Annotated in this window: 21 protein-coding genes and 1 other annotated feature (1 of these 22 running past the window's edge); of the genes, 16 read left to right on the forward strand and 5 right to left on the reverse strand. The window is 56.4% G+C overall.

Annotation, left to right across the window (positions count from 1 at the left end):
• Nucleotides 1–137, forward strand: a binding site (T-box leader); it begins 87 nt to the left of the window's first position.
• 76 nt (nucleotides 138–213) lie between these two features.
• The 3 genes from leuS to B9L21_RS01845 all read left to right on the forward strand — a co-directional run bounded on the left by leuS (nucleotide 214) and on the right by B9L21_RS01845 (nucleotide 3,631).
• Nucleotides 214–2,631 (forward strand): leucine--tRNA ligase, encoded by a 2,418-nt coding sequence (gene leuS, locus B9L21_RS01835; protein ID WP_063164956.1) that lies wholly within the window; start codon nucleotides 214–216, stop codon nucleotides 2,629–2,631.
• A gap of 63 nt (nucleotides 2,632–2,694) precedes the next feature.
• A complete protein-coding gene (locus B9L21_RS01840) occupies nucleotides 2,695–3,009 on the forward strand; it encodes a rhodanese-like domain-containing protein (protein WP_063164957.1) in 315 nt (104 codons plus the stop codon).
• Between the two features lie 442 nt (nucleotides 3,010–3,451).
• The gene (locus B9L21_RS01845; protein ID WP_008880941.1) at nucleotides 3,452–3,631 is read left to right on the forward strand and encodes a sporulation protein Cse60; all 180 of its coding nucleotides are present in this window, start codon (nucleotides 3,452–3,454) and stop codon (nucleotides 3,629–3,631) included.
• Nucleotides 3,632–3,828: 197 nt separating this feature from the next.
• Here B9L21_RS01845 and B9L21_RS01850 read toward each other — a convergent pair whose 3' ends face one another.
• Nucleotides 3,829–5,136, reverse strand: a complete 1,308-nt coding sequence (locus tag B9L21_RS01850; protein ID WP_063164958.1) for an NAD(P)/FAD-dependent oxidoreductase — start codon at nucleotides 5,134–5,136, stop codon at nucleotides 3,829–3,831.
• Nucleotides 5,137–5,250: 114 nt separating this feature from the next.
• Here B9L21_RS01850 and B9L21_RS01855 point away from each other — a divergent pair, with 114 nt between their 5' ends.
• Entirely contained in the window at nucleotides 5,251–6,879 is a 1,629-nt protein-coding gene (locus B9L21_RS01855; RefSeq protein ID WP_063164959.1) for a polysaccharide biosynthesis protein, read from the forward strand.
• A 113-nt stretch (nucleotides 6,880–6,992) separates the two neighbouring features.
• On the opposite strand, the gene B9L21_RS01860 is transcribed toward B9L21_RS01855, so the two are convergent.
• Nucleotides 6,993–7,205, reverse strand: coding sequence for a hypothetical protein (locus tag B9L21_RS01860; protein WP_063164960.1), 213 nt, complete (start codon nucleotides 7,203–7,205; stop codon nucleotides 6,993–6,995).
• A gap of 105 nt (nucleotides 7,206–7,310) precedes the next feature.
• Here B9L21_RS01860 and B9L21_RS01865 point away from each other — a divergent pair, with 105 nt between their 5' ends.
• A complete protein-coding gene (locus B9L21_RS01865) occupies nucleotides 7,311–8,051 on the forward strand; it encodes a pseudouridine synthase (protein ID WP_063164961.1) in 741 nt (246 codons plus the stop codon).
• A 100-nt stretch (nucleotides 8,052–8,151) separates the two neighbouring features.
• Here B9L21_RS01865 and B9L21_RS01870 read toward each other — a convergent pair whose 3' ends face one another.
• Entirely contained in the window at nucleotides 8,152–8,373 is a 222-nt protein-coding gene (locus B9L21_RS01870) for a DeoR family transcriptional regulator (RefSeq protein ID WP_008880936.1), read from the reverse strand.
• 245 nt (nucleotides 8,374–8,618) lie between these two features.
• On the opposite strand from B9L21_RS01870, the gene pepV reads away from it, so the two are divergent.
• From pepV to B9L21_RS01900, 6 genes are all read left to right on the forward strand, one after another.
• Nucleotides 8,619–10,031, forward strand: a complete 1,413-nt coding sequence (pepV, locus tag B9L21_RS01875; protein WP_172796404.1) for a dipeptidase PepV — start codon at nucleotides 8,619–8,621, stop codon at nucleotides 10,029–10,031.
• A 217-nt stretch (nucleotides 10,032–10,248) separates the two neighbouring features.
• Nucleotides 10,249–11,445 carry a maltose permease gene (gene malA, locus B9L21_RS01880; protein WP_063164963.1) on the forward strand — a complete coding sequence of 399 codons (1,197 nt, stop codon included), beginning with the start codon at nucleotides 10,249–10,251 and terminating at the stop codon, nucleotides 11,443–11,445.
• The gene (thpR, locus tag B9L21_RS01885) at nucleotides 11,442–12,020 is read left to right on the forward strand and encodes an RNA 2',3'-cyclic phosphodiesterase (RefSeq protein WP_063164964.1); all 579 of its coding nucleotides are present in this window, start codon (nucleotides 11,442–11,444) and stop codon (nucleotides 12,018–12,020) included. The genes malA and thpR overlap by 4 nt, the downstream gene beginning before the upstream one ends.
• Before the next feature lie 11 nt (nucleotides 12,021–12,031).
• The gene (locus B9L21_RS01890; protein WP_063164965.1) at nucleotides 12,032–12,964 is read left to right on the forward strand and encodes an NERD domain-containing protein; all 933 of its coding nucleotides are present in this window, start codon (nucleotides 12,032–12,034) and stop codon (nucleotides 12,962–12,964) included.
• Nucleotides 12,965–13,070: 106 nt separating this feature from the next.
• The gene (gene pulA / locus B9L21_RS01895; protein WP_063164966.1) at nucleotides 13,071–15,239 is read left to right on the forward strand and encodes a type I pullulanase; all 2,169 of its coding nucleotides are present in this window, start codon (nucleotides 13,071–13,073) and stop codon (nucleotides 15,237–15,239) included.
• A gap of 243 nt (nucleotides 15,240–15,482) precedes the next feature.
• Complete coding sequence (locus B9L21_RS01900; RefSeq protein WP_063164967.1) at nucleotides 15,483–16,265, forward strand: phosphotransferase family protein; 783 nt, start codon at nucleotides 15,483–15,485, stop codon at nucleotides 16,263–16,265.
• 93 nt (nucleotides 16,266–16,358) lie between these two features.
• On the opposite strand, the gene B9L21_RS01905 is transcribed toward B9L21_RS01900, so the two are convergent.
• Complete coding sequence (locus B9L21_RS01905; protein WP_063164968.1) at nucleotides 16,359–16,628, reverse strand: YtzH-like family protein; 270 nt, start codon at nucleotides 16,626–16,628, stop codon at nucleotides 16,359–16,361.
• 147 nt (nucleotides 16,629–16,775) lie between these two features.
• Here B9L21_RS01905 and trmB point away from each other — a divergent pair, with 147 nt between their 5' ends.
• Nucleotides 16,776–17,426 (forward strand): tRNA (guanosine(46)-N7)-methyltransferase TrmB, encoded by a 651-nt coding sequence (gene trmB, locus B9L21_RS01910; RefSeq protein ID WP_063164969.1) that lies wholly within the window; start codon nucleotides 16,776–16,778, stop codon nucleotides 17,424–17,426.
• An 85-nt stretch (nucleotides 17,427–17,511) separates the two neighbouring features.
• Nucleotides 17,512–18,363, forward strand: coding sequence for a YtnP family quorum-quenching lactonase (locus tag B9L21_RS01915; RefSeq protein WP_063164970.1), 852 nt, complete (start codon nucleotides 17,512–17,514; stop codon nucleotides 18,361–18,363).
• Here B9L21_RS01915 and B9L21_RS01920 read toward each other — a convergent pair.
• On the reverse strand, nucleotides 18,358–18,654 hold the full coding sequence (locus B9L21_RS01920; protein WP_063164971.1) for a PepSY domain-containing protein: 297 nt from the start codon (nucleotides 18,652–18,654) through the stop codon (nucleotides 18,358–18,360). The two genes, B9L21_RS01915 and B9L21_RS01920, sit on opposite strands and share 6 nt — an antisense overlap.
• Nucleotides 18,655–18,758: 104 nt before the next feature.
• Here B9L21_RS01920 and B9L21_RS01925 point away from each other — a divergent pair, with 104 nt between their 5' ends.
• The 3 genes from B9L21_RS01925 (at nucleotide 18,759) to B9L21_RS01935 (ending at nucleotide 21,307) form a co-directional block, all read left to right on the forward strand.
• Nucleotides 18,759–19,835 (forward strand): M42 family metallopeptidase, encoded by a 1,077-nt coding sequence (locus B9L21_RS01925; protein ID WP_063164972.1) that lies wholly within the window; start codon nucleotides 18,759–18,761, stop codon nucleotides 19,833–19,835.
• 98 nt (nucleotides 19,836–19,933) lie between these two features.
• A complete protein-coding gene (locus B9L21_RS01930) occupies nucleotides 19,934–20,464 on the forward strand; it encodes a DUF84 family protein (RefSeq protein ID WP_063164973.1) in 531 nt (176 codons plus the stop codon).
• A gap of 45 nt (nucleotides 20,465–20,509) precedes the next feature.
• The gene (locus B9L21_RS01935; protein ID WP_063164974.1) at nucleotides 20,510–21,307 is read left to right on the forward strand and encodes a DUF1444 domain-containing protein; all 798 of its coding nucleotides are present in this window, start codon (nucleotides 20,510–20,512) and stop codon (nucleotides 21,305–21,307) included.
• Nucleotides 21,308–21,314: the final 7 nt, after the last annotated feature.

Raw genomic sequence — 21,314 nt, forward strand, 5'->3', positions numbered from 1 at the left:
ACTCGCCTCGGAGTTGCCGGCGCGAACAGCGCTGCTTACTAACGCCGGCCGTGAATCCGCGTTAAGGAACAAAGCGGGTGCGCCATAGGCGCGCCAAAAAGGGTGGTACCGCGGGAAGTGTGCCTCTCGTCCCTTTTCATGGGGATGGGGGGTTTTTTTATACATATTTCCGTCAATGATGCAAATGCAGAAACCGATAGGAGGAGTATGACGATGAGTTTCAACCATCGCGAAATCGAGAAAAAATGGCAAAATTATTGGGAAGAGCAGAAGACGTTCCGCACCCCGGATGAAAGCGACAAACCGAAGTTTTACGTGTTGGATATGTTTCCGTATCCGTCCGGCGCCGGCTTGCACGTCGGCCATCCGGAAGGGTATACGGCGACTGACATTTTGGCGCGCATGAAGCGGATGCAAGGGTACAACGTCCTTCACCCGATGGGCTGGGACGCGTTCGGGCTGCCGGCCGAGCAATATGCGCTTGATACCGGCAACGACCCGGCCGAGTTTACGCAAAAAAACATCGACAATTTCCGCCGGCAAATTAAGTCGCTTGGTTTTTCGTATGATTGGGATCGGGAAATTAACACGACCGACCCGAACTATTACAAATGGACGCAATGGATTTTCTTGAAGCTGTACGAAAAAGGGCTTGCGTATATAGATGAGGTGCCGGTCAACTGGTGTCCGGCGCTCGGCACGGTGCTGGCAAACGAGGAAGTCATCAACGGCCGCAGCGAGCGCGGCGGGCATCCGGTCATCCGCAAGCCGATGCGGCAATGGATGCTGAAAATTACGGCTTATGCCGACCGGCTGCTCGAAGATTTAGAAGAGCTCGACTGGCCGGAAAGCATCAAGGAGATGCAGCGCAACTGGATCGGCCGCTCGGAAGGGGCGGAAATCGAGTTTGCTGTCGACGGCCATGACGAGTCGTTCACGGTGTTTACGACGCGGCCGGATACGCTGTTTGGCGCAACGTACACGGTGCTGGCGCCGGAGCATCCGCTCGTTGAGAAAATTACAACGCCGGAGCAAAAACAAGCCGTTGACGCCTACTTGAAGGAAGTGCAAAGCAAAAGCGACCTCGAGCGCACCGACTTGGCGAAAGAAAAGACGGGCGTATTCACCGGTGCGTACGCCGTTCATCCAGTGACCGGCGCTCGGCTTCCGATTTGGATCGCCGACTACGTGTTGATGGGCTACGGCACGGGGGCGATCATGGCCGTCCCGGCGCACGATGAGCGCGACTATGAGTTCGCGAAAACATTCAACTTGCCGATCAAAGAAGTCGTGGCCGGCGGGAATGTCGAAAACGAGCCGTACACCGGCGACGGGGAGCACATCCACTCCGAGTTTTTGAACGGCTTGAACAAACAAGAAGCGATCGAAAAAATGATCGCGTGGCTTGAAGAGCATGGAAAAGGGCGGAAAAAAGTGTCGTACCGGCTGCGCGACTGGCTGTTCAGCCGTCAGCGCTACTGGGGCGAGCCGATTCCGGTCATCCATTGGGAAGACGGAACGATGACGACCGTGCCGGAGGAAGAATTGCCGCTTGTCCTGCCGAAAACGGATGAAATCCGTCCGTCGGGAACGGGCGAATCGCCGCTTGCCAACATCGAAGAATGGGTCAACGTCGTCGACCCGAAAACGGGCAAAAAAGGGCGGCGTGAGACGAACACGATGCCGCAATGGGCGGGAAGCTGCTGGTATTATTTGCGCTACATCGATCCGCATAACGACAAACAGCTCGCCGATCCGGAAAAATTGAAACAATGGCTGCCGGTTGACGTCTACATCGGCGGGGCAGAGCATGCGGTGTTGCACTTGCTGTACGCCCGCTTCTGGCATAAAGTGCTGTACGACCTTGGCATCGTGCCGACGAAAGAGCCGTTCCAAAAGCTGTTTAACCAAGGGATGATTTTAGGCGAAAACAACGAAAAAATGAGCAAATCAAAAGGCAACGTCGTCAATCCGGACGATATCGTCGAAAGCCATGGCGCCGATACGCTCCGGTTGTACGAAATGTTCATGGGGCCGCTTGAAGCGTCGATCGCCTGGTCGACGAAAGGGCTTGACGGAGCGCGCCGGTTTTTGGACCGCGTCTGGCGTCTGTTTGTCACTGAAAATGGCGAACTGAACCCGAACATCGTCGACGAGCCGGCGAACGACCAGCTTGAGCGCGTCTATCATCAAACGGTGAAAAAAGTGACGGAAGACTACGAAGCCTTGCGCTTCAACACCGCCATCTCACAGCTGATGGTGTTCATTAACGAAGCGTATAAAGCCGAGCAGATGAAAAAAGAATATATGGAAGGGTTCGTCAAGCTTTTATCGCCGGTTTGCCCGCATATCGGCGAAGAGCTGTGGCAAAAGCTTGGCCACACGGACACGATCGCTTATGAATCGTGGCCGGCGTATGACGAAGCAAAACTGGTCGAAGACGTCGTGGAAATCGTCGTCCAAATCAACGGCAAAGTGCGGGCGAAGCTCAACGTGCCGGCTGACTTATCGAAAGAGGCGCTCGAAGAACGGGCGCTTGCCGATGAAAAAATCAAAGAGCAGCTTCAAGGCAAAACGGTGCGCAAAGTGATCGCCGTCCCCGGCAAGCTCGTCAATATCGTTGCCAACTAACAAGACGGGCGGGACGGCGGGTCCGCCGCCCCCCTCTTATACGGATGAAAGGAGCGAACTTGGATGGAAGAAATCAAAGAGATCACTCCGGCCGAGGTGAAGGAAAAGCTTGAACGCGGTGAAAAGCTGAACATTGTCGATGTGCGCGAAGACGAGGAAGTCGCCTTCGGCATGATTCCGGGCGCCAAACATATCAAAATGGGTGACATCCCGAACCGGTTGGATGAACTCGATAAAAACGAAGAATACATTTTCGTCTGCCGCTCCGGGCGGCGGAGCGAAAACGTCTGCCATTACTTGCAGGAGCTCGGCTACCGCGTCCGCAACATGACCGGCGGCATGCTCGAGTGGGAAGGGGAAACGGTGCCGAAGCAATAATGGTCCCGCCTTCACCCGGTTATGATGACCGTCCGCCTTCCACTCAGCATTCGCCCACGGGGTCGGGGTGAAAGAAGCGGCGAAAGACGAGCATCCGCCGCCGACCGTGATCGCTCTTTAACCCGCTGCCCGATGGAAGTAGGGCGGATGGGGCTGACCCAAAAGGTCGTCTGCCTTTAAGATAGGAGCAACATATAGTGTGTCAGAAACAATCAGCACGTATATATAGCGGCGAAAGGGGGGCCTAATCCTTTTTGGCCCCCTCAATTAGCGACGCGTTCATTCCATCGTGAGAGACACGGCCTCAAGGAAGGGTTCGGCGCGCGTGTCATCGTGAGAACAAGGGGGTCCCGCTTCATATGGGACACCCTCGTTTTTTGTTTTTTCAGGCAGGACTTTCCCTCCCCATGTGGAAAACAGAAAAGAAAACAGGAGGAGCGGCATGTATAAAGTGAAAGTGTTTGACAAAGAACATGAGAAAGATTTAGAAGCGGCCGTCAACGATTTTCTAGCCCGCCTGAAAGACGGGCAGCTGATTGATGTCAAATACAGCGTGGCGGCGATGGAGTCAGAAGGCGAGCAAATTTATTGCTTTTCCGCCATGGTCATTTACCGGACGTAATGGGCCGGGCCGCCCCGGTTGCAGGTGTGGAGCCGGAACGCCGAGTTGTTTGTAAGAGGCTTGGCGGTCCGCTTTTTGCCGGCCGTTGTCCGCTTCATCGGCGGGAAAGCGGCTGCGCCTCGTTTGGCATGCTGTCAATCAGCTGTCTGCGCCGATGATTCCCGTCATTCGTCGAAAACCCGTCTATCTCGACACTGTCAATCGGCTGTCTGCGCCGATGATTCGCTTCGGCTGCTTTTCGCCTCTAACGCATAGCGGGCGGCATTCATGCCGGCGAGCCGCCCGGTCACCAAGGCGGCGGTGATGTTGTAGCCGCCCGTATAGCCGTGGATGTCCAAAATTTCGCCGCAAAAATAGAGCCCAGCCATGCATTTGGACGCCATCGTTTTCGGTTCAATTTCTTTCACAGACACCCCGCCCCCGGTCACGAACGCTTTTTCGATGGGCAGCGTGCCGTGGACGCGAAACGTAAACTGTTTGCAGCAGCGGACAAACGCCCGCAATGCCTCATGGCTTACCGTGCCGGCGGCCGCTTGCGGGTCGATGCCGCTTCGCTCGAGCAAAAAGGCGGCGTACCGCTCCGGCAGCACCGTTTTGGCGATGGTTTTCACCGCTTTTTTCGGCTCTTCTTTGCATAATTTGGCCAGGCGTTGAAACAGTTCTTCTTGCGTGACGTCCGGCAGCGCATCGATGCTCATGGCGACGGCGCCGTCGGCGGCGTTTTTCAGCGCTTTCACAACAAACTGGCTGCAGCGGAGAGCAGCCGGGCCGGAGATGCCGAAATGGGTAAACAGCATGTCCATCCGGTGGGTGATGATCGGTTTGCCGTTCGGCTTTAAGACGCCAAGCGCCACATCGCGCAGCGACAGCCCTTGCAGCGTCCGGTTTTGGATGAACGGCTCGTTCGATACGATCGGCACTTCGGTCGGAAACAGCTCGGTCACCGTATGGCCGGCTTTTTTTGCCCAAGGATAGCCGTCGCCCGTCGAGCCGGTTTGCGGCACCGATTTGCCGCCGACCGCGACGACGACAGCGTTGGCGGCGATCGTCTCCCCGCTTTTTAGCTTGACGCCGACCGTTTTTCCGCGCTCATACCAAACATCCTCAACCGGCGTTTCAAGCCGGATATCGACCTTAAGCCGGCCGAGTTCGTTCACGAGCGCCTCGACGACGGATTGAGCGCTGTCGCTTTTTGGAAACATGCGGCCGTGGTCTTCTTCCTTCAGCGGCACGCCAAGCCGTTCAAAAAAGCGAATGATGTCTTCGTTGTTAAATACGGAAAAGGCGCTGTATAAAAAGCGGCCGTTGCCGGGAATGTGGCGGACGATTTCATCGATCGGCAGCCGGTTTGTGACATTGCAGCGCCCGCCGCCGGAGATGGCGAGCTTGCGCCCGAGCTTTGTCCCTTTTTCCAACAGCAGCACGCTTGCTCCTTGTTCCCCAGCAGCGATCGCCGCCATGAGTCCAGACGGGCCGCCGCCGATGACGATGACGTCATATCCCATATGCATTCCACCCTTTCGTTGTCCGCAACCAGACAATGTTTTTCGTTCCGTTGCCAACTATGATAAAATAGGAATGTTGCCATTTTCAACGTCCACGGTTAGGGAAGGGATCGTATGTCAACATCGAAACTGCTGCGCGGCACATTTATTTTAACCGCTGGCGTGATGATTTCCCGTCTTCTCGGCTTATTTTACGTCATTCCGTTTTACCATCTTGTCGGCGAGCGCGGCGGGGCGCTGTACGGATACGGCTATGTGCCGTACCAAATTTTTTTAAGTTTAGCAACGGCTGGGCTGCCGGTCGCTGTATCGAAATTTGTGTCAAAATACAATGCCCTTGAGGAATACCGCGTCGGCTATACGCTCTTTCGCTCCGGCCTCGTGCTCATGTTGGCGAGCGGCGTCGCTTCATGGCTCATTTTGTACGGGCTGGCGCCTGTTTTGGCCCCGCATGTCATCGATGCGGAAACAAACGTCAACTCGGTGGATGACGTCGTTGCCGTCATTCGCGCCGTCAGTTTTGCGCTCATCATCGTGCCGATGATGAGCTTGATCCGCGGCTTTTTCCAGGGGCATGAGTCGATGGGGCCGACAGCGCTGTCGCAAGTCGTCGAGCAAATCGTGCGCATTGTCTTTTTGCTTGGGGCTTGTTATGTCATTTTGCGCATTTGGGACGGCTCGATCGTCACCGCGGTGAGCGCAGCGACGTTTGCCGCGTTTGTCGGCGCCGTCGGCGGGCTGTTGGTGCTTGTTGTGTATTGGTGGAAGCGGCGTCCGTATTTGCGTTCTTTGCTCGAGCGCGACCGCGGCGAAGTGAGCGTGTCGCTCCCGGCGATGTATAAGGAGCTGCTCCTTTCTTCGATTCCGTTCGTCTTTGTCGGTTTGTCGATGTCGCTTTATCAGCTCATCGACCAGTTTACGTTCAACCATGCGATGGCCGCCGCCGGGTTGGGAAACATATCGGAACACGCGTATTCGGTGTTCAATATGTGGGCGCAAAAGCTCGTCATCATCCCGGTGACGCTGGCAACCTCGTTCAGCTTGGCGCTCATTCCGACGATCACGAAAGCGCATGTCGAACAAAACCGGAAGGCGCTGCGGCAATATTTGAACCAGACGTTCCAAGTGCTCATGTTTTTAACGATGCCGGCGGTGATCGGCATGGCGGTGCTCGCCGGCCCGATGTACAGCTCGTTTTACAGCTATGACCCGCTCGGTGAACAAGTGCTGCGCTGGTACGCTCCGGCAGCGATTTTGTACGCATTATTTTCCGTGACGGCCGCGATCATGCAAGGCATTAACCAGCAGCGGTTTACAGTGATCAGTTTAGCTGCCGGCTTGCTGGTGAAACTGTCGCTGAACACGCGGCTCATTATGGAATGGGAGACGGTTGGCGCCATCGTCGCGACGATGGCCGGGTATTTCGTTTCAGTGGCGTTCAACTTATGGGTGATTCAACGGTACACCCGTTACCGCTACCGCTTTGTCCTTCGCCGGACGGTGTTTATGGCCATTTTGACGGCGTTGATGTCATTGGCGGTGATGGCGGTTTCGGCGTTGGTCGGGCGGTGGATCGACTATCGCGATGGCACGGTGGAGTCGGTGTTGGTTGCCGCGATTGGCGCAGCGGCTGGCGCGGCGGTGTACTTGTTTCTCAGCATTCGCTCCGGGCTGTTTTCCGCGCTATTTGGCGACCGGTTTGCTTTTTGGCGGCGCAAGAAAGAGAAAAAGGCCGTGTCATAAACCTTGTTGGTCGGTTTTTTGGTTTTGCCGCCGCCTCTTTGGCAGCTGCGGATTGGTTGCCGAAAAGAGAAGAAGGCGGTCTTGCCACCCGCCTTCTTTCTTTACTGATCCGTTTACGAGAGGCCAAGCCGGCGCTCGATGCGGTCGAGGCGGCTGTCCACCCGGTCGAGCCGCCGGTCGAGCCGTTCGACAGCCCGCTCGAGCCGTTCGATGCGGCGCGCCCAGTTGGCAAACTGCCCGCCGGGATACCCAGGCCAGAATTGGCCGGCTGGCGGCTGTTGACGGTAATCGTCAAACGTCGGGACATAATAGTAATACTCGTTCATCGGCATATCTCCTTTCTGCATGATTCCCTCATAGTGTATGGTGAGGAGGCAAAAGCGGACTAGATAAACGCCCAAGTATGGGGAAGATTTTAGGAGGGATTTTTCGTGGAACTGCGCATTGACAAGCTCCTCGCCCATATGGGGTACGGGACGAGGAAGGAAGTGAAAAAGCTGCTGAAGTCCGGCGCGGTGAAAGTGGATGGCGCTGCTGTCCATGATGCGAAAACGAAAGTGCGGCCGGACGAACAGACGGTGACCGTCTGGGGAGAAACGGTCGAGTACAAACCGTTCATTTATTTGATGATGAACAAGCCGCCGGGCGTCATCTCGGCGACGGAAGACGCCGTGGAAGAGACGGTCGTCGATTTGCTTGAAGAGGAAGACCGGCTGTTTGCCCCGTTTCCGGTCGGGCGGCTCGACAAAGACACGGAAGGGCTTCTGCTGCTGACGAACGACGGACAGCTCGCCCATCAGCTGCTGGCGCCGAAAAAACATGTGCCAAAAACGTACTTTGCCGTCATTGACGGCGAGGTGACGGGTGACGATGTGGCGGCGTTCCGGCGCGGCGTTGTGCTCGATGACGGTTATGAAACGAAGCCGGCCGAGCTCGTTGTGCTGAAATCCGGCCGGCGTTCCGATGTCGAAGTGACGATTACGGAAGGGAAATTTCATCAGGTGAAACGGATGTTTCAAGCGGTCGGCAAGCGGGTCGTTTATTTGAAGCGGGTGCAAATGGGGCCGCTTTCCCTCGATCCGAATTTGGCGGCCGGCGAATATCGGGAATTGACCGATGAAGAGATTGAGAGGCTGAAGCAATATCGGGCGGACGAAAAAAAAGGAACCTGAGGAGGTTCCTTTTTTATAGAAAAGTAAGGAATGTTCGTTCGTTAGGAAAAGACGTTCCGCATCCATCTCTCATCCCGTTTTGCCTTGTTGGCACCGGTTTTTAAGAAGAGATACGCACTTTTTTGTTCGTGGTCGTCCATTTGCCCTTGCTCGGGCTGCGAACGAGATCGTTGTACATAAGCACGTTTAAGTCACGCTGGATCGTTCGTGGGGTGGTGCCGAACTCATCAACAAGTTCTTGGGTCGTAACCGTTCCTTTTTCGCTAATATACATATACACGGATTTGATGCGAGTAAGCATCCGGTGTGTTGAAGGTTTCAAAAGACCACTCCCTATCTTAGCATCATTCGCATGGCACAACCGACAGCTTGCAGATGAGAGATGTCTTTATCTGTTTACTACCATTGTACACGAAATGGCCGGGAAAATGCTACCCGTTTGCCCTTATTCACGAAAAATTTAAACTTTTTGTAGCGAAAATGAAACGAAGTTGTGACAGACGAAAAATTTTGACTTCCCTTTTTCAATGTGATACGTTGGCAACAAAGAGCAAAAAGAAAGGAAGAATAACGTTGAACATCAACTGGATCGAGGAGGCGCGGAAGCGGAAAGACGAGTTCGTCCGCGAGGTGCAAGCGCTTGTCCGCATTCCGAGCGTCCGCGATGATGGCGGGGCGCGGCCGGGGGCGCCGTTTGGGCCGAAGGTGGCGGAAGCGCTCGATTACATGTTAACTCGCGGTCAAGAAGAAGGATTTCGCATTAAAAACGTCGACGGCTATGCCGGGCATATCGAAATGGGAGAAGGAGAGCAGCTGGTCGGCGTGCTCGGTCATATTGACGTCGTGCCGGCCGGGGACGGGTGGTCCGTTGATCCGTTTGCGGCCGAAGTCAAGGACGGCCGCCTTTACGGGCGCGGAGCGATCGATGATAAAGGGCCGACTGTCGCCGCGTTTTACGCGATGAAAATCGTAAAAGAACTCGGGCTGCCGCTTGGCAAACGGGTGCGGCTCATCATCGGAGGTGATGAGGAAAGCGATTGGCGCTGTGTCGGCCATTATTTCAAGCATGAAGAGATGCCGGATGTCGGGTTTGTTCCCGATGCCGATTTTCCGATTATTTACGCAGAAAAAGGGATCATTGATGCCGATTTGCGCTATCGCCCCGCGGGAAGCGAAGAAACGGGGGAAATGACGCTCCGTTCATTTCAAGCCGGCCGCCGCTACAATATGGTGCCCGATGCGGCCGAAGCCGTCGTCGAAGGAGCCGGGCTCGAGGGATGGTTTAGCCGTTATGAGCAGTTTTGCCGGGAATGCGGATTAAACGGAAACATTCGCCATAGCGGTGAAGCGGTGACGCTGACGCTAGAAGGGGTGTCCGCCCATGGCGCCGAGCCGGAGCGCGGCGAAAATGCCGGCGTCTACTTGGCGCAATTTTTAGCGGGCCTTCCGCTGGATGGACGCAGCCAGCCGTTTGTCCGGTTTGTGGCATCCGCGTTTTTTGGCGACACGCGCGGCCAAAAACTCCACCTTGCGTATCGGGATGAGCCGAGCGGCGAGCTGACGGTGAATGTCGGCGTGCTGTCATACGATCGTGAGCAAGGCGGAACCATCGGGCTCAACATCCGCTATCCGGTGACGGCTGACGGCGAAACGATCCGCCAAACGTTAGCCGGCGTTGCTGCCCGGCGCGGCCTCACGCTCGGACGCTTCCATGATACGAAACCGCATTACGTCGATCCAAATCATGAATGGATTCGCACGCTTCAACGCGTCTATGAAGAACAAACCGGCGAGCCGGGCCGGCTGTTGGCCATCGGCGGCGGTACGTATGCCCGCGCGCTCAAAGCCGGGGTGGCGTTCGGCGCGTTGTTTCCGGGCCGTCCTGATGTCGCCCATCAGAAAGATGAATATGCCGAGATCGACGATTTAGTGAAGGCGGTCGCCATTTACGCTCAGGCGATCTACGAGCTGGCCAAATAAACCGCTGCTTAAGAAGGCTGGTGAAAAACAGCGGTTGTCCCTAGCTGACGTCCGATGACGTGAAACGAGAAGTTGATACCACAAGGTTTCTCAATTTGAGAAACAAGGCGGTGAAGCAACCTGCGCCTTTAATCACTTGGCTTTTCGGAACGGCTGAAGAATGAACAAGGCTGCCCCGCGGGACAGCAGTGCTTTGACGAGGAAAGGGGAGAACGGGATGGAAGCGGCTTTAAAACGGGAGGCAGCGGCGCGAAAAACGGTGTTTCCGCTCTTTTATTTTCTGATCTTTTTTGCCTTTGGCGCCTTGTTTCCGCTTTTGTCGGTCTATTTGCAGGAAGAGGCGCGCCTGCCGGGGACGGCCATCGGCTGGATTATGTCGCTCACCCCGATCGTGACGATGGCCGCTCAGCCGCTTTGGGGCATGGCGACCGACTATACGCGCAAACCGGTCGGGATGTTACTAATAACGCTTGTTTTGGCGTCGTTGTTCGGGCTTATGTATTCATTTGCCGGCAGCTATGAAGCGTTTGTGGCGTTGACGGTGCTCCTTTCGGCCGTACAGAGCGCCATCGTTCCGCTTTCGGACAGCCTCGCCCTTCGCCATGTGCACGAACAAGGCGGAAACTACGGGGCGATCCGGCTGTGGGGGTCGCTCGGCTTTGCTGTGGCGGTGTTGGTCGTCGGTTGGCTGTCCGAACATACCGCGTTTGCGGCCATTTTTTATACGTTTTCAGTTGCGTTGCTAGTTGCGGCAGCGCTGACCGCCCGCCTGCCGCGCTGCCGGGCGGCGGTGCCGGCGGGGCGGTTGACGCGGCGCGACATCGGCGGGCTGCTTTCGATTGGCCCGTTTCGGCTGTTGTTGACGGCGACGTTTTTATTGTTCGGCCCGATTTTGGCCAACAACTCGTATTTCGGGCTGTTGATTCATGAACTCGGCGGCACGCTGACCGGCATCGGCTTCGCGTTTTTGCTTGCGGCCGGAAGCGAGGCGCCGTTTATGAAAGCGGCGGACCGGCTCATCCGCCGCTTCGGCATGGTGCGCCTGCTCATTTTGGCGGCGCTGCTGTCGGCGGCCCGCTGGCTGTCATACGCTGCCGATCCACCGCTTTGGTTTGTCTATATGACAACGGTTGTGCAAGGCTGTTCCGTCGGATTGTCGATTCCGACCGCGCTCCATTATGCGCGCCGCCTGGCGCCGGAGCGGGTGCAGGTGACGGCGGTGTCCCTCTACTCGGCGGTCGGCAACGGCCTTGGCGCCTGGTTTTGCACGCTGTTGGGCGGATATTTGCTTGAGCGGTGGCAGATTGGCGCGGTGTATTGGTTTTTTGGCGCGTGCACGCTCGCCAGCGTATTCGTGCTGCTTTGGCTTGCCAAACTAGAACGAGACGATCAATCGGCAGGTGAGAAAGAATGAAACGAAGCCATTATTTTATTGCCGTCCCGCTGACAGCGGAGGCCAAACAAGCCATTCGCCGCTTTGCGGGCGATACGGCATCATCGCTCCCGTTCCGTACGTGGGTGCATGAGCAAGACTACCATATTACGCTCGCGTTTTTAGGCGATGTGCCGCCGGAGAAAATGAACCCGCTATGCGAAGCGGTGGCGGCGGCTGCCGCCCGCTACGCCCCGTTTTCCCTTCGGCTTGCCGGGCTCGGGACGTTCGGGGAACGCACGGCGCCGCGCGTTTTTTGGCAAGGGGTCGAAGCGGAGAAAACGCTCGACGCGTTGCGGCGCGATGTGTATGAGGCGTGCCGGACGCTCGGTTTTTCCCTCGACCGGCGGCCGTTTGCTCCGCATATTACGATCGCCCGCAAATGGCAAGGAGCAAAGCCGTTTGGTCCGGAAACGCTCACCTCGCTTCCGGCGGCTGCGGCGGTGTTTTCAGTGCCGGAAATTGTGTTGTACCGGACGAATATGGATCAGACGCCGAAATACGAAGCGATCGCCTCGTTCCCGCTGCTTGGTGCACCGGCAGAGGGCAACCGATAGCGGGTGAGGGTATGGGACAGCTCGTAAAGCTGCGGGATTACATCTCCCGCTATGAAACGGATGTGTATTATTATGTACCGGAATTTATCCGGCTGAAACAATGGCAGTGGGAACAGGCGAAATCCCGGTGGGAAGCGGAGCGTAACGCCGGCATACCCCTCCAAACGGGAGCGGAAGAAACGTGGGATTTTTTGCTTGACAAGCCGTCGTGGTGGGAACGGCTTGCAAAGAGGTGGCGCCGCGTCCCGGCGGAGGAGGAAGAGCCGCCAGCTGAGGCGAGGGCCAGCCGGGCGGCCACCGTTGAGGAGCTGAAGCGGCAATTTCTTGATGAATTGTTTCAGCTCCAGCTGAAATGGGCGAGTTCGACGATGACGCACGCTTCTCCGTTTGACGACGCGCTGTATGGCGATGAAACGTTGAAATATTTTTTGCAGCGGTTTCCGGATACCTATTTATGTTTTTACCGCCCGGTTGCTATGGCCGGCAAGGCGCTCGTCGAGCTCGAGACGATCATCCTTACGCCGGCGGCGGCTTGGTGCATTGCCTTTGTCGAGGGAAAGACGGACAATGTGGTGATCGCCTCCACAGGCCGGTTTTGGACGGAGCGGGCCGGAACCGAAGAAACCAAGCGGGTGAACCCGGTCGTGTCACTGCGGCGGACAGAACAGGTCGTTTCCGATGTTTTTCAAAAACATCGAATCGATTGGCCGATCCATCTCGTGCTGTTAAACCGCTATGGCTATATTGACCACGGCCATCTTTTTCCGTTTCTTCACTATATCGATAAACGAAATTATGAACAATGGTTTTCCCGCTTGCGCCGCTCGGCCCTCCCGCTTCGCCATCAGCAGCTGAAGGCGGCTGCGGCGCTGCTTGGCCAATGCGCCAGCTTTTACAGCCGACGTTTGGACGGGAATATTTGCAGCGAAGAACGGCAACAATAAAAGCATCTGTACATCGATAGGGCGAATCGGCCGATTTTTTGGCACCGCCCTTTTTCTTTTGCGTATGATAGTAATAACGGGAGGCCAAAAAAGGGGGTGAGCCACTATGCTTCACATTCACCGAACGTTTGTCGCCTATTTGGACGGGATGGATCAACTCACCGTGCTTGTGCCGAAGTCGTGTCGCCCGGACGGGATGACGCCGTTTGCGATGGTGGCGCCAGGCGGGGAGGAAATTCCGCTTGCTGTGCAGCAGACCGAGGAGTTAGGGGATGCGGTAAAATATGTCTGTCGCTTTTCGTCTGCCTTCACGTTTGGGTCGACGTACTGGGTTCGCACTCGTTCAGGGGAGATGACCGATGTGCAAATCGGTGCTGTCGTGCGGACGCGGGCGTTTGATGATCAGTTTTTTTACGAAGGGAAGCTGGGAGTGGACTATACGAAGGAACAAACGGTGTTCCGCGTCTGGGCTCCGACGGCTACCGCGGTCAACGTCAAGTTGATCGCCCCGGATCGCAACGATGTCCGTTATGTGCCGCTTGAGCGCGGAGAGCGCGGCGTATGGTCAGCCGCCGTCCCCGGCGATTGGGAACGAACGTATTACACGTATGTGGCCTGCATTAACCGTGTCTGGCGCGAGGCGGTCGATCCGTATGCGACGGCTGTTTCCATCAACGGTGAGTATGGCGTTGTCATCGACTGGGAAAAGACGCGGCTCGCTCCGTCCGCTCATCCGCTGCCGCCGCTCGCATCGCCGACTGACGCCGTTATTTACGAGGTGAGCATCCGTGATTTTACGAGCCACCCGGACAGCGGTGCCGTCCATAAAGGGAAGTATCTCGGATTGGCTGAAGCGGACACAAGCGGGCCGAACGGGACGTCGACCGGGCTTTCCTATTTAAAAGAGCTAGGTGTCACCCATGTGCAGCTGATGCCGTTTACCGATTTTGCCGGGGTCGATGAACGCGATCCGCAAGCGGCGTATAACTGGGGATACAATCCACTTCATCTATATGCACCGGAAGGGAGTTATGCAACCGATCCGACCGATCCGTACGCGCGCATTGTTGAACTAAAACAAATGATCCGCACGTTGCACGAAAACGGCTTGCGCGTTGTGATGGATGCGGTGTACAACCACGTCTACGACCGGGAGCAGTCATCGCTTGAGAAGCTCGTTCCCGGGTATTACTTCCGCTACGATGTGTACGGCCAGCCGGCCAACGGCACCGGCGTCGGCAACGACATCGCCTCGGAGCGGCGGATGGTGCGCCGCTGGATCGTCGATTCGGTCACGTTTTGGGCGAAAGAGTACGGCATTGATGGATTTCGCTTCGATTTGATGGGCGTGCATGATATGGAGACGATGAAGGCGGTGCGTGACGCCCTCGATGCGGTCGATCCATCGATCCTCGTGTATGGGGAAGGGTGGGACTTGCCGACACCGCTTGCGCCGGAGCAAAAAGCGACGATGGCCAACGCCGGGCAGCTGCCGCGCCTTGCCTATTTCAATGACCGGTTTCGCGATACGGTGAAAGGAAGCACGTTCCACTTGCCTGAACGCGGTTTTGCCCTTGGCGAACGAGGCGGACGCGAGCAGGCGAAAACGGCCATCGCCGGCAGTTTGCGGGCGCTAGGCGGGCTGTTTTGTCATCCGCTTCAATCGGTGAACTACGTCGAATGTCATGACAATCATACGTTCTGGGATAAAATGGCGGTCGCGAATGGCCATGAATCGGAAACGGTAAGGCGCAAACGGCAAAAGCTTGCCACGGCGATCGTTCTGTTGGCGCAAGGCATTCCGTTTTTGCATAGCGGCCAAGAGTTTTACCGGACAAAAGGCGGAGACGGCAACAGCTATCAGGCGCCTGATGAGGTCAACCGGATCGATTGGGAGCGGAAAAGCCGCTATGAACATGACGTTCGCTATGTTCAAGGACTGATCGCTCTTCGCCGGGCGCACGGCGCGTTTCGCCTCGCGACAGAAGCGGAGGTGTTGCGCCATTTCGTGTTTTTGGAACCGACCCCGCCGTCTGTGATCGCCTATCGGCTGCGCGATGTCGCCGTCTATGGGCCGTGGGCGGAAATCATCGTCATTCACCATCACGAAGAAAAGCGAGAGACGATTCTTCTTCCGGATGAAGGAGAGTGGGACGTCGTTTGCGACGGGGAACGAAGCGGGACGACTCCGCTCTGGCGGGTGCGCCGTGCTCTTGACCTTGACGGCATCGGCACATGGGTGCTTGTCAGAGCAGAAGCGATCAATGCCCGCTGAACATGGGGGATGGGCGGAACCACAACGGTAAAGCTTCTTCCCTTTTTGCGTTGACGCGCAGACTTTGGGCAGTTTTAAGCAGGTGGCCTGGCAAGAAAAATGTTTGCATGCCGGGGCGGTATTTCAGTATAATACAAGTAAAATGGACGGAAGAAGGACGCGGCACGGCCGTCCTTTTTATTTGTGCACATGAAGAAGCAAACGGACACGTTTTCTATTTTTTAAGTCGCAGGTGAACATGCTTTGGAACAGTTACTAGGTAAGGAGTGGGAGATCACTCCGGCTGGCGGTGCAACAGGGGATGCGTATTTTGCCGAATATGAAGGGAAGAAGCTGTTTTTGAAACGGAACTCTTCCCCGTTTCTCGCCGTATTGTCGGCCGAGGGGATCGTCCCGAAGCTCGTCTGGACGAAACGGCTCGAAAACGGCGATGTGTTTACGGCCCAGCAATGGCTGAACGGCCGGGAGCTGAAGCCGCATGAAATGGGAAGCGAACAGGTGGCGGCGTTGTTGCGGAAAATTCATGGCTCCAAAGAGCTGGTGACGATGCTTAAGCGGCTCGGTAAAACGCCGCTCCACCCCGGAAAGATGTTCGCTGCGCTCGCCGAGCGGCAGCGATGCCACCCGATCGGCGCTGCGGCCGTTCGTGAAGCGCTCGGCTGGCTGGGAGAGCGCGTGTCGTTATTGCCTGATGATCAATATGTCGTTTGCCACTGTGACATTAACCATAACAATTGGCTGCTTGCCGATGACGGAACGTTGTACTTAATCGATTGGGACGGAGCCGTCATTGCGGATCCGGCCATTGACATCGGCATGCTGCTTCATTTATACATTCCGCGGGCCGAGTGGGAAGCGTGGCTTCATCAGTACGGGGCCTCATGGACGGAGGGGCTTGCCCTCCGCCTGAAATGGTATGCGATCGCCCATACGCTGCATTCCTTGTTTTGGCCGAAAGGGAAGGACAGCGAAAAGGAAAGGGAACAGTCATTGCAGTTATTGCAGTACATTATCGCGGAACAATAGGGGGCAAAGGCTGCGGACGGTCCGCGAAAAAGGAAGCGGAACGCCGGCGGCGCTTCGCGGCGTCGGTGTTTACCCGGCGCGCGGCCGCGTGGGTTATGACAGCTCGTTCACCCAATCGGCGAGTTGGGCTTGATGAGCGGAAATATGGGCGTTTACATCGGGGCTGTATTTTCCGCCTTGGCCGTAGGCGTAAATGTTCGGAAGAATTTGCTTGACATTCGTGCTCACCTCGTCGTTGGCGAGCAGCGACTTGACGAGCCGTTCGATTTGTTCACATTCGGAAACCGTTCCGCAGCAATCCAGTTGGTGTTCAGATAAAATATCGCGGAGCACGGTCAATTGGTGGCTATGGTCGAGCGGCATGCCGATCACCATCCTTTAGCAAAGCTGTACGGTTTTAATATGCCCGGACCTGGCGGCGTTTATGCCTAGGCGTTTGCTTCTTCAAGCGTGGTTATACTAACAGCGTAGCGTCAAAACAACAAACGGAAACGAGACAGAGGTGTCGATATGCGTTTGCGCAACAAACCGTGGGCGAAAGAAAAGATCGCCGCTTACCCTCAGTATGTCATCCCTGACCCGGAAACGAAGCGCGGGCGGTGGCATGAGCTGTTTGGCAACGACCGGCCGATCCATATTGAAATCGGCACCGGAAAAGGCAAATTTATTACCGAAATGGCGAGGCTGCATCCTGACGTCAATTTTATCGGCATTGAGCTGTACCCGAGCGTGCTCGTGTCAGCGCTCGATAAGCTGATCGAGGGCGAGCTGCCCAACGTGCGGCTGCTCAATGCCAATGCGAAAGATCTTGCCGCCTTTTTTGCCGACGGAGAAATCGCGCGCCTTTACTTGAATTTTTCCGATCCATGGCCGAAAAAGCGGCACGAGAAACGGCGGCTCACTTATCGGGAGTTTTTGGCGCTCTATGACCGCATTTTGTCGGCGGACGGGGACATTCATTTGAAGACGGACAATCAGTCGTTTTTTGAATATTCGCTTGTCAGCTTGTCGCAATATGGGTTTGTGCTCGCGGCGGTCCAATTGGATTTGCATCGGAGCGATGTCGTCGGCAACGTCATGACCGAGTATGAAGAAAAGTTTTCTGCGAAAGGAAACCGCATTTACCGCTGCGAGGCGCTGCGCCCGCCCAAGCGGCCATAACGACCCGGCCTGTTTGGTCGGGTTTTTTAGTTTCTTTCCGGTTGATGAAGAAAATGGTACACTAAGAACAGGGGGGGAGAGGAACATGGAACAGTTAAAAGTCGGACAAGTGACATTAACATGGTTAAACGGAGGCGTCACACATCTTGACGGCGGGGCGATGTTTGGCGTCGTGCCGAAACCGCTTTGGTCGAAAAAATATCCGCCGAATGACAACAATCAAATTGAGCTGCGCACCGACCCGATTTTGGTCGAAGCGGGCGGCAAACGGCTGCTCATTGAGTCCGGCATCGGCAACGGCAAGCTGACTGACAAGCAAAAGCGCAATTTCGGCGTCACCGAGGAATCGTCGCTTGACGAGTCGCTCGCTGCGCTTCGGTTAACGCGCGACGATATTGATGTTGTCATCATGACCCATCTTCATTTTGATCACGCATGCGGGCTGACGGTTTGGGAAGACGGGCGGCTTGTGCCGGCGTTTCCGCGCGCAGCGATCATCACATCGGACGTTGAATGGGAGGAAATGCGCGCGCCCAACATCCGCTCGCGCAATACGTATTGGAAAGAAAATTGGGAGCCGATTGCCGACCAAGTCATTCCGTTTACGAAAGAAACGGAAGTCGTCTCCGGCATTCGTCTCATACATACCGGCGGTCATAGCGCCGGCCATGCGATCGTGTTGATTGAATCGGATAGGGAGATGGCGATCCACCTCGGCGATTTGCTCGGCACGCATGCCCATCAAAACGTCCTTTGGGTGATGGCGTATGACGATTACCCGATGGACTCGATTTTTGCCAAACAGCGGTGGCTTTCGTACGGCATCGAGCGGAACGCGTGGTTTACGTTTTACCATGATGCCTATTACCGCGCGGTCAAATGGCGGGAAGACGGTGCGATTGCGGAACAGGTGAAGCGCAACCGGCCGTCGCTATAACGGCCGCGTGTCGACGATGGCGCCGGTGTACGCGTTCACCCAAAACTCGTCATCCCCGTCATCGCGGCAAATGCCGCCGCGGTAGACGGTGTACGTCAACCCGTTTTTCTCATACCGTTCCGGAGCGGCCTGAATCCATGAGCCGCGGATTGAGCGCGGCCCGCCGAGCGATTGTTTCGCGATGGCCAGCGCTTTTTCCGGCGCAAGAAGCGCGGGCCGCGATGCGGCGCGGATGGCGTAGACGGCGGCGGCACCGACGGCGGCGCCAACAACCCATTTTTTCCAAGCCATGTATTTGTTCCTCCTTTTGCCTTGATACGGTTTAGTATAGCCGATTTTGGCGAAAGATGTAAGCAAAGCGGAAAAACGGAAGGGAAAAAGAAAGGAGAACGGTGATGAACGAAGAAACACGGCAACTGTTTCAAACGCTGACCGAACTGCCGGGGGCGCCGGGCCATGAACACGCGGTGCGGCAGTTTATGCGCAAAGAGCTCGCCAAATACGCCGATGAGATCGTGCAAGACCGTCTCGGCAGCATTTTCGGCGTCAAGCGCGGCGACGAGACGGGCCCGACGGTGATGGTGGCCGGCCATATGGATGAGGTCGGATTTATGGTCACGGCGATTACCGACAACGGTATGATCCGCTTTCAACCGCTCGGTGGCTGGTGGAACCAAGTGCTGCTCGCCCAGCGCGTGCAAATTATCACGAACGACGGGCCGGTCGTCGGTGTCATCGGCTCGATTCCGCCGCACTTGCTCGATGAGGAGCAGCGGAATAAACCGATGGAAATCAAACAGATGCTCATCGACATCGGCGCGGAAAGCCGTGAGGACGCCGAGCGGATCGGCATTCGTCCGGGGCAGCCGATCGTGCCGGTCAGCCCGTTCACGGTGCTGGCGAACGGGAAGACGGTGATGGCGAAAGCGTGGGACAACCGGTTCGGCTGCGGGCTCGCCATCGAGCTGTTAAAAGAGCTGAAAGAGGAAACGGTGCCGAACGTGTTGTATGCCGGCGCCACGGTGCAAGAGGAAGTTGGGCTGCGCGGGGCGCAGACGGCGGCAACGATGATCAACCCGGACATCTTCTTCGCCCTTGAGGCGAGCCCGGCGAACGACATGTCTGGCGACAAACAAGCGTTTGGCCAGATCGGCAAAGGAGCGCTCGTCCGTTTGTACGACCGGACGATGGTGACGCACCGCGGCATGCGCGAGTTCGTGCTCGACACAGCGGAAGCGCTTGATGTCCCGTATCAATTTTTCATTTCTCCCGGTGGAGGAACGGACGCCGGGCGGGTTCATATCGCGAACCGCGGCGTGCCGTCGGCGGTCATCGGCCTTTGCGCCCGCTATATTCATACGCATGCGGCGATCATTCACGTCGATGATTATGCGGCGGCGAAAGCGCTCATCGTTGAGCTCGTCAAACGGTGCGACCGGGCGACGGTCGAAGCGATCCGCGCCAACAGCTAAACAAAAACGAATGGCGGCAAAGATGCAATAGGGAAAGCTAAATAAGATAAGGGGGAGAAGCGTCGGCTTCTCCTTTTCCATGCCAAGGAGGATGAGCAATGAAGACAATTGCGGTCGGAACGAAGAACGAAGCGAAAATCGCCGCCGTCCGCGCGGTGTTCGGGGAGACGGACGATCGCATCATTCCGCTTGAGGTGCCCTCAGGCGTCTCCGCTCAGCCCCTTTCGGACGAAGAAACGCGGCGTGGCGCGATCGAGCGTGCCAAGCGGGCGCTGGAAGCGGCAGAGGCGGACATCGGCATCGGGCTTGAGGGAGGTGTGATGAACATCGACGGGCAATGGTGGCTTTGCAACTGGGGAGCGCTCGTTGACCGAAACGGCGTGACGGTCGCGGCCGGCGGCGCGCGCCTCGCCTTGCCGCCGGAGATCGGCACCGGGCTTGAGACGGGGCGCGAGCTCGGCGAACTGATGGAGGAGTATACAGGGCGGCGGAATATCCGCACAAAGGAAGGGGCGGTCGGCGTATTTACGAACGGACGCATCGACCGCGCGGCGATGTTTTCCCATATCGTCGCGCTGTTGGCTGGCCAATACGAATTTTTTTGTCAAAACGGTCCGTTCACGGTATGATAAAGGAGAATCGCTGGCGCCGCCATAAAACAAGGAGGCAGACGGATGAACAGCCGGCAAATGTATGAAATGATCAAGGAACGTCTCGCAACTTATCCGCACTGGACGTTCCACTTTGATGCCCAACAAGACACGATGCGCATCGAAGACCGCCGCACGAAAAAAGGGGTGACGATCTCGCTTCCCGGCGTGATCGCCAAGTGGCACGAACAAAAAGACGAAGCGGTGCGCGAAATCATTTATTACGTGGAAGAAACGCTGAAAACGATGGAGGAAGCGGCAACGCTTTCCGGAAACGAACGGAACATTTATCCCGTCATTCGCTCGACGTCGTTTCCGACCGAAACGAAAGAAGGCGTTCCGCTCCTTTATGATGATCATACGGCGGAAACGCGTGTTTACTACGCGCTTGATCGAGGGAAAACGTACCGCTTGATTGACGAACGAATGATCGAGAGCGAGCGATGGAGCCGCGACCGGGTGAAAGAGATCGCCCGTTTCAACGTTCGCTCGCTGCCGGCGCCGGTGAAAGAAGACCGCGTCGCCGGCAACGTGTTTTATTTTGTCAACACGAACGACGGCTATGATGCGAGCCGAATCCTAAACGATGCGTTTTTGGCCGAAATGCACACGCGCATCGAAGGAACGATGGCGTTGGCCGTTCCGCATCAAGACGTGCTCATTCTTGCCGATTTGCGCAATGAGATCGGCTACGATGTGCTCGCGCAAATGACGATGAGCTTTTTTGCCGGCGGTCGCGTGCCGATCACGGCGCTGTCCTTTTTATACGAAAACGGCAAACTCGAACCGATTTTCATTTTAGGAAAAAAACGGAGAACGTAAATAAGGA

Origin of the sequence: Geobacillus uzenensis (assembly GCF_002217665.1) — a bacterium.
Lineage (GTDB): Bacteria > Bacillota > Bacilli > Bacillales > Anoxybacillaceae > Geobacillus > Geobacillus subterraneus.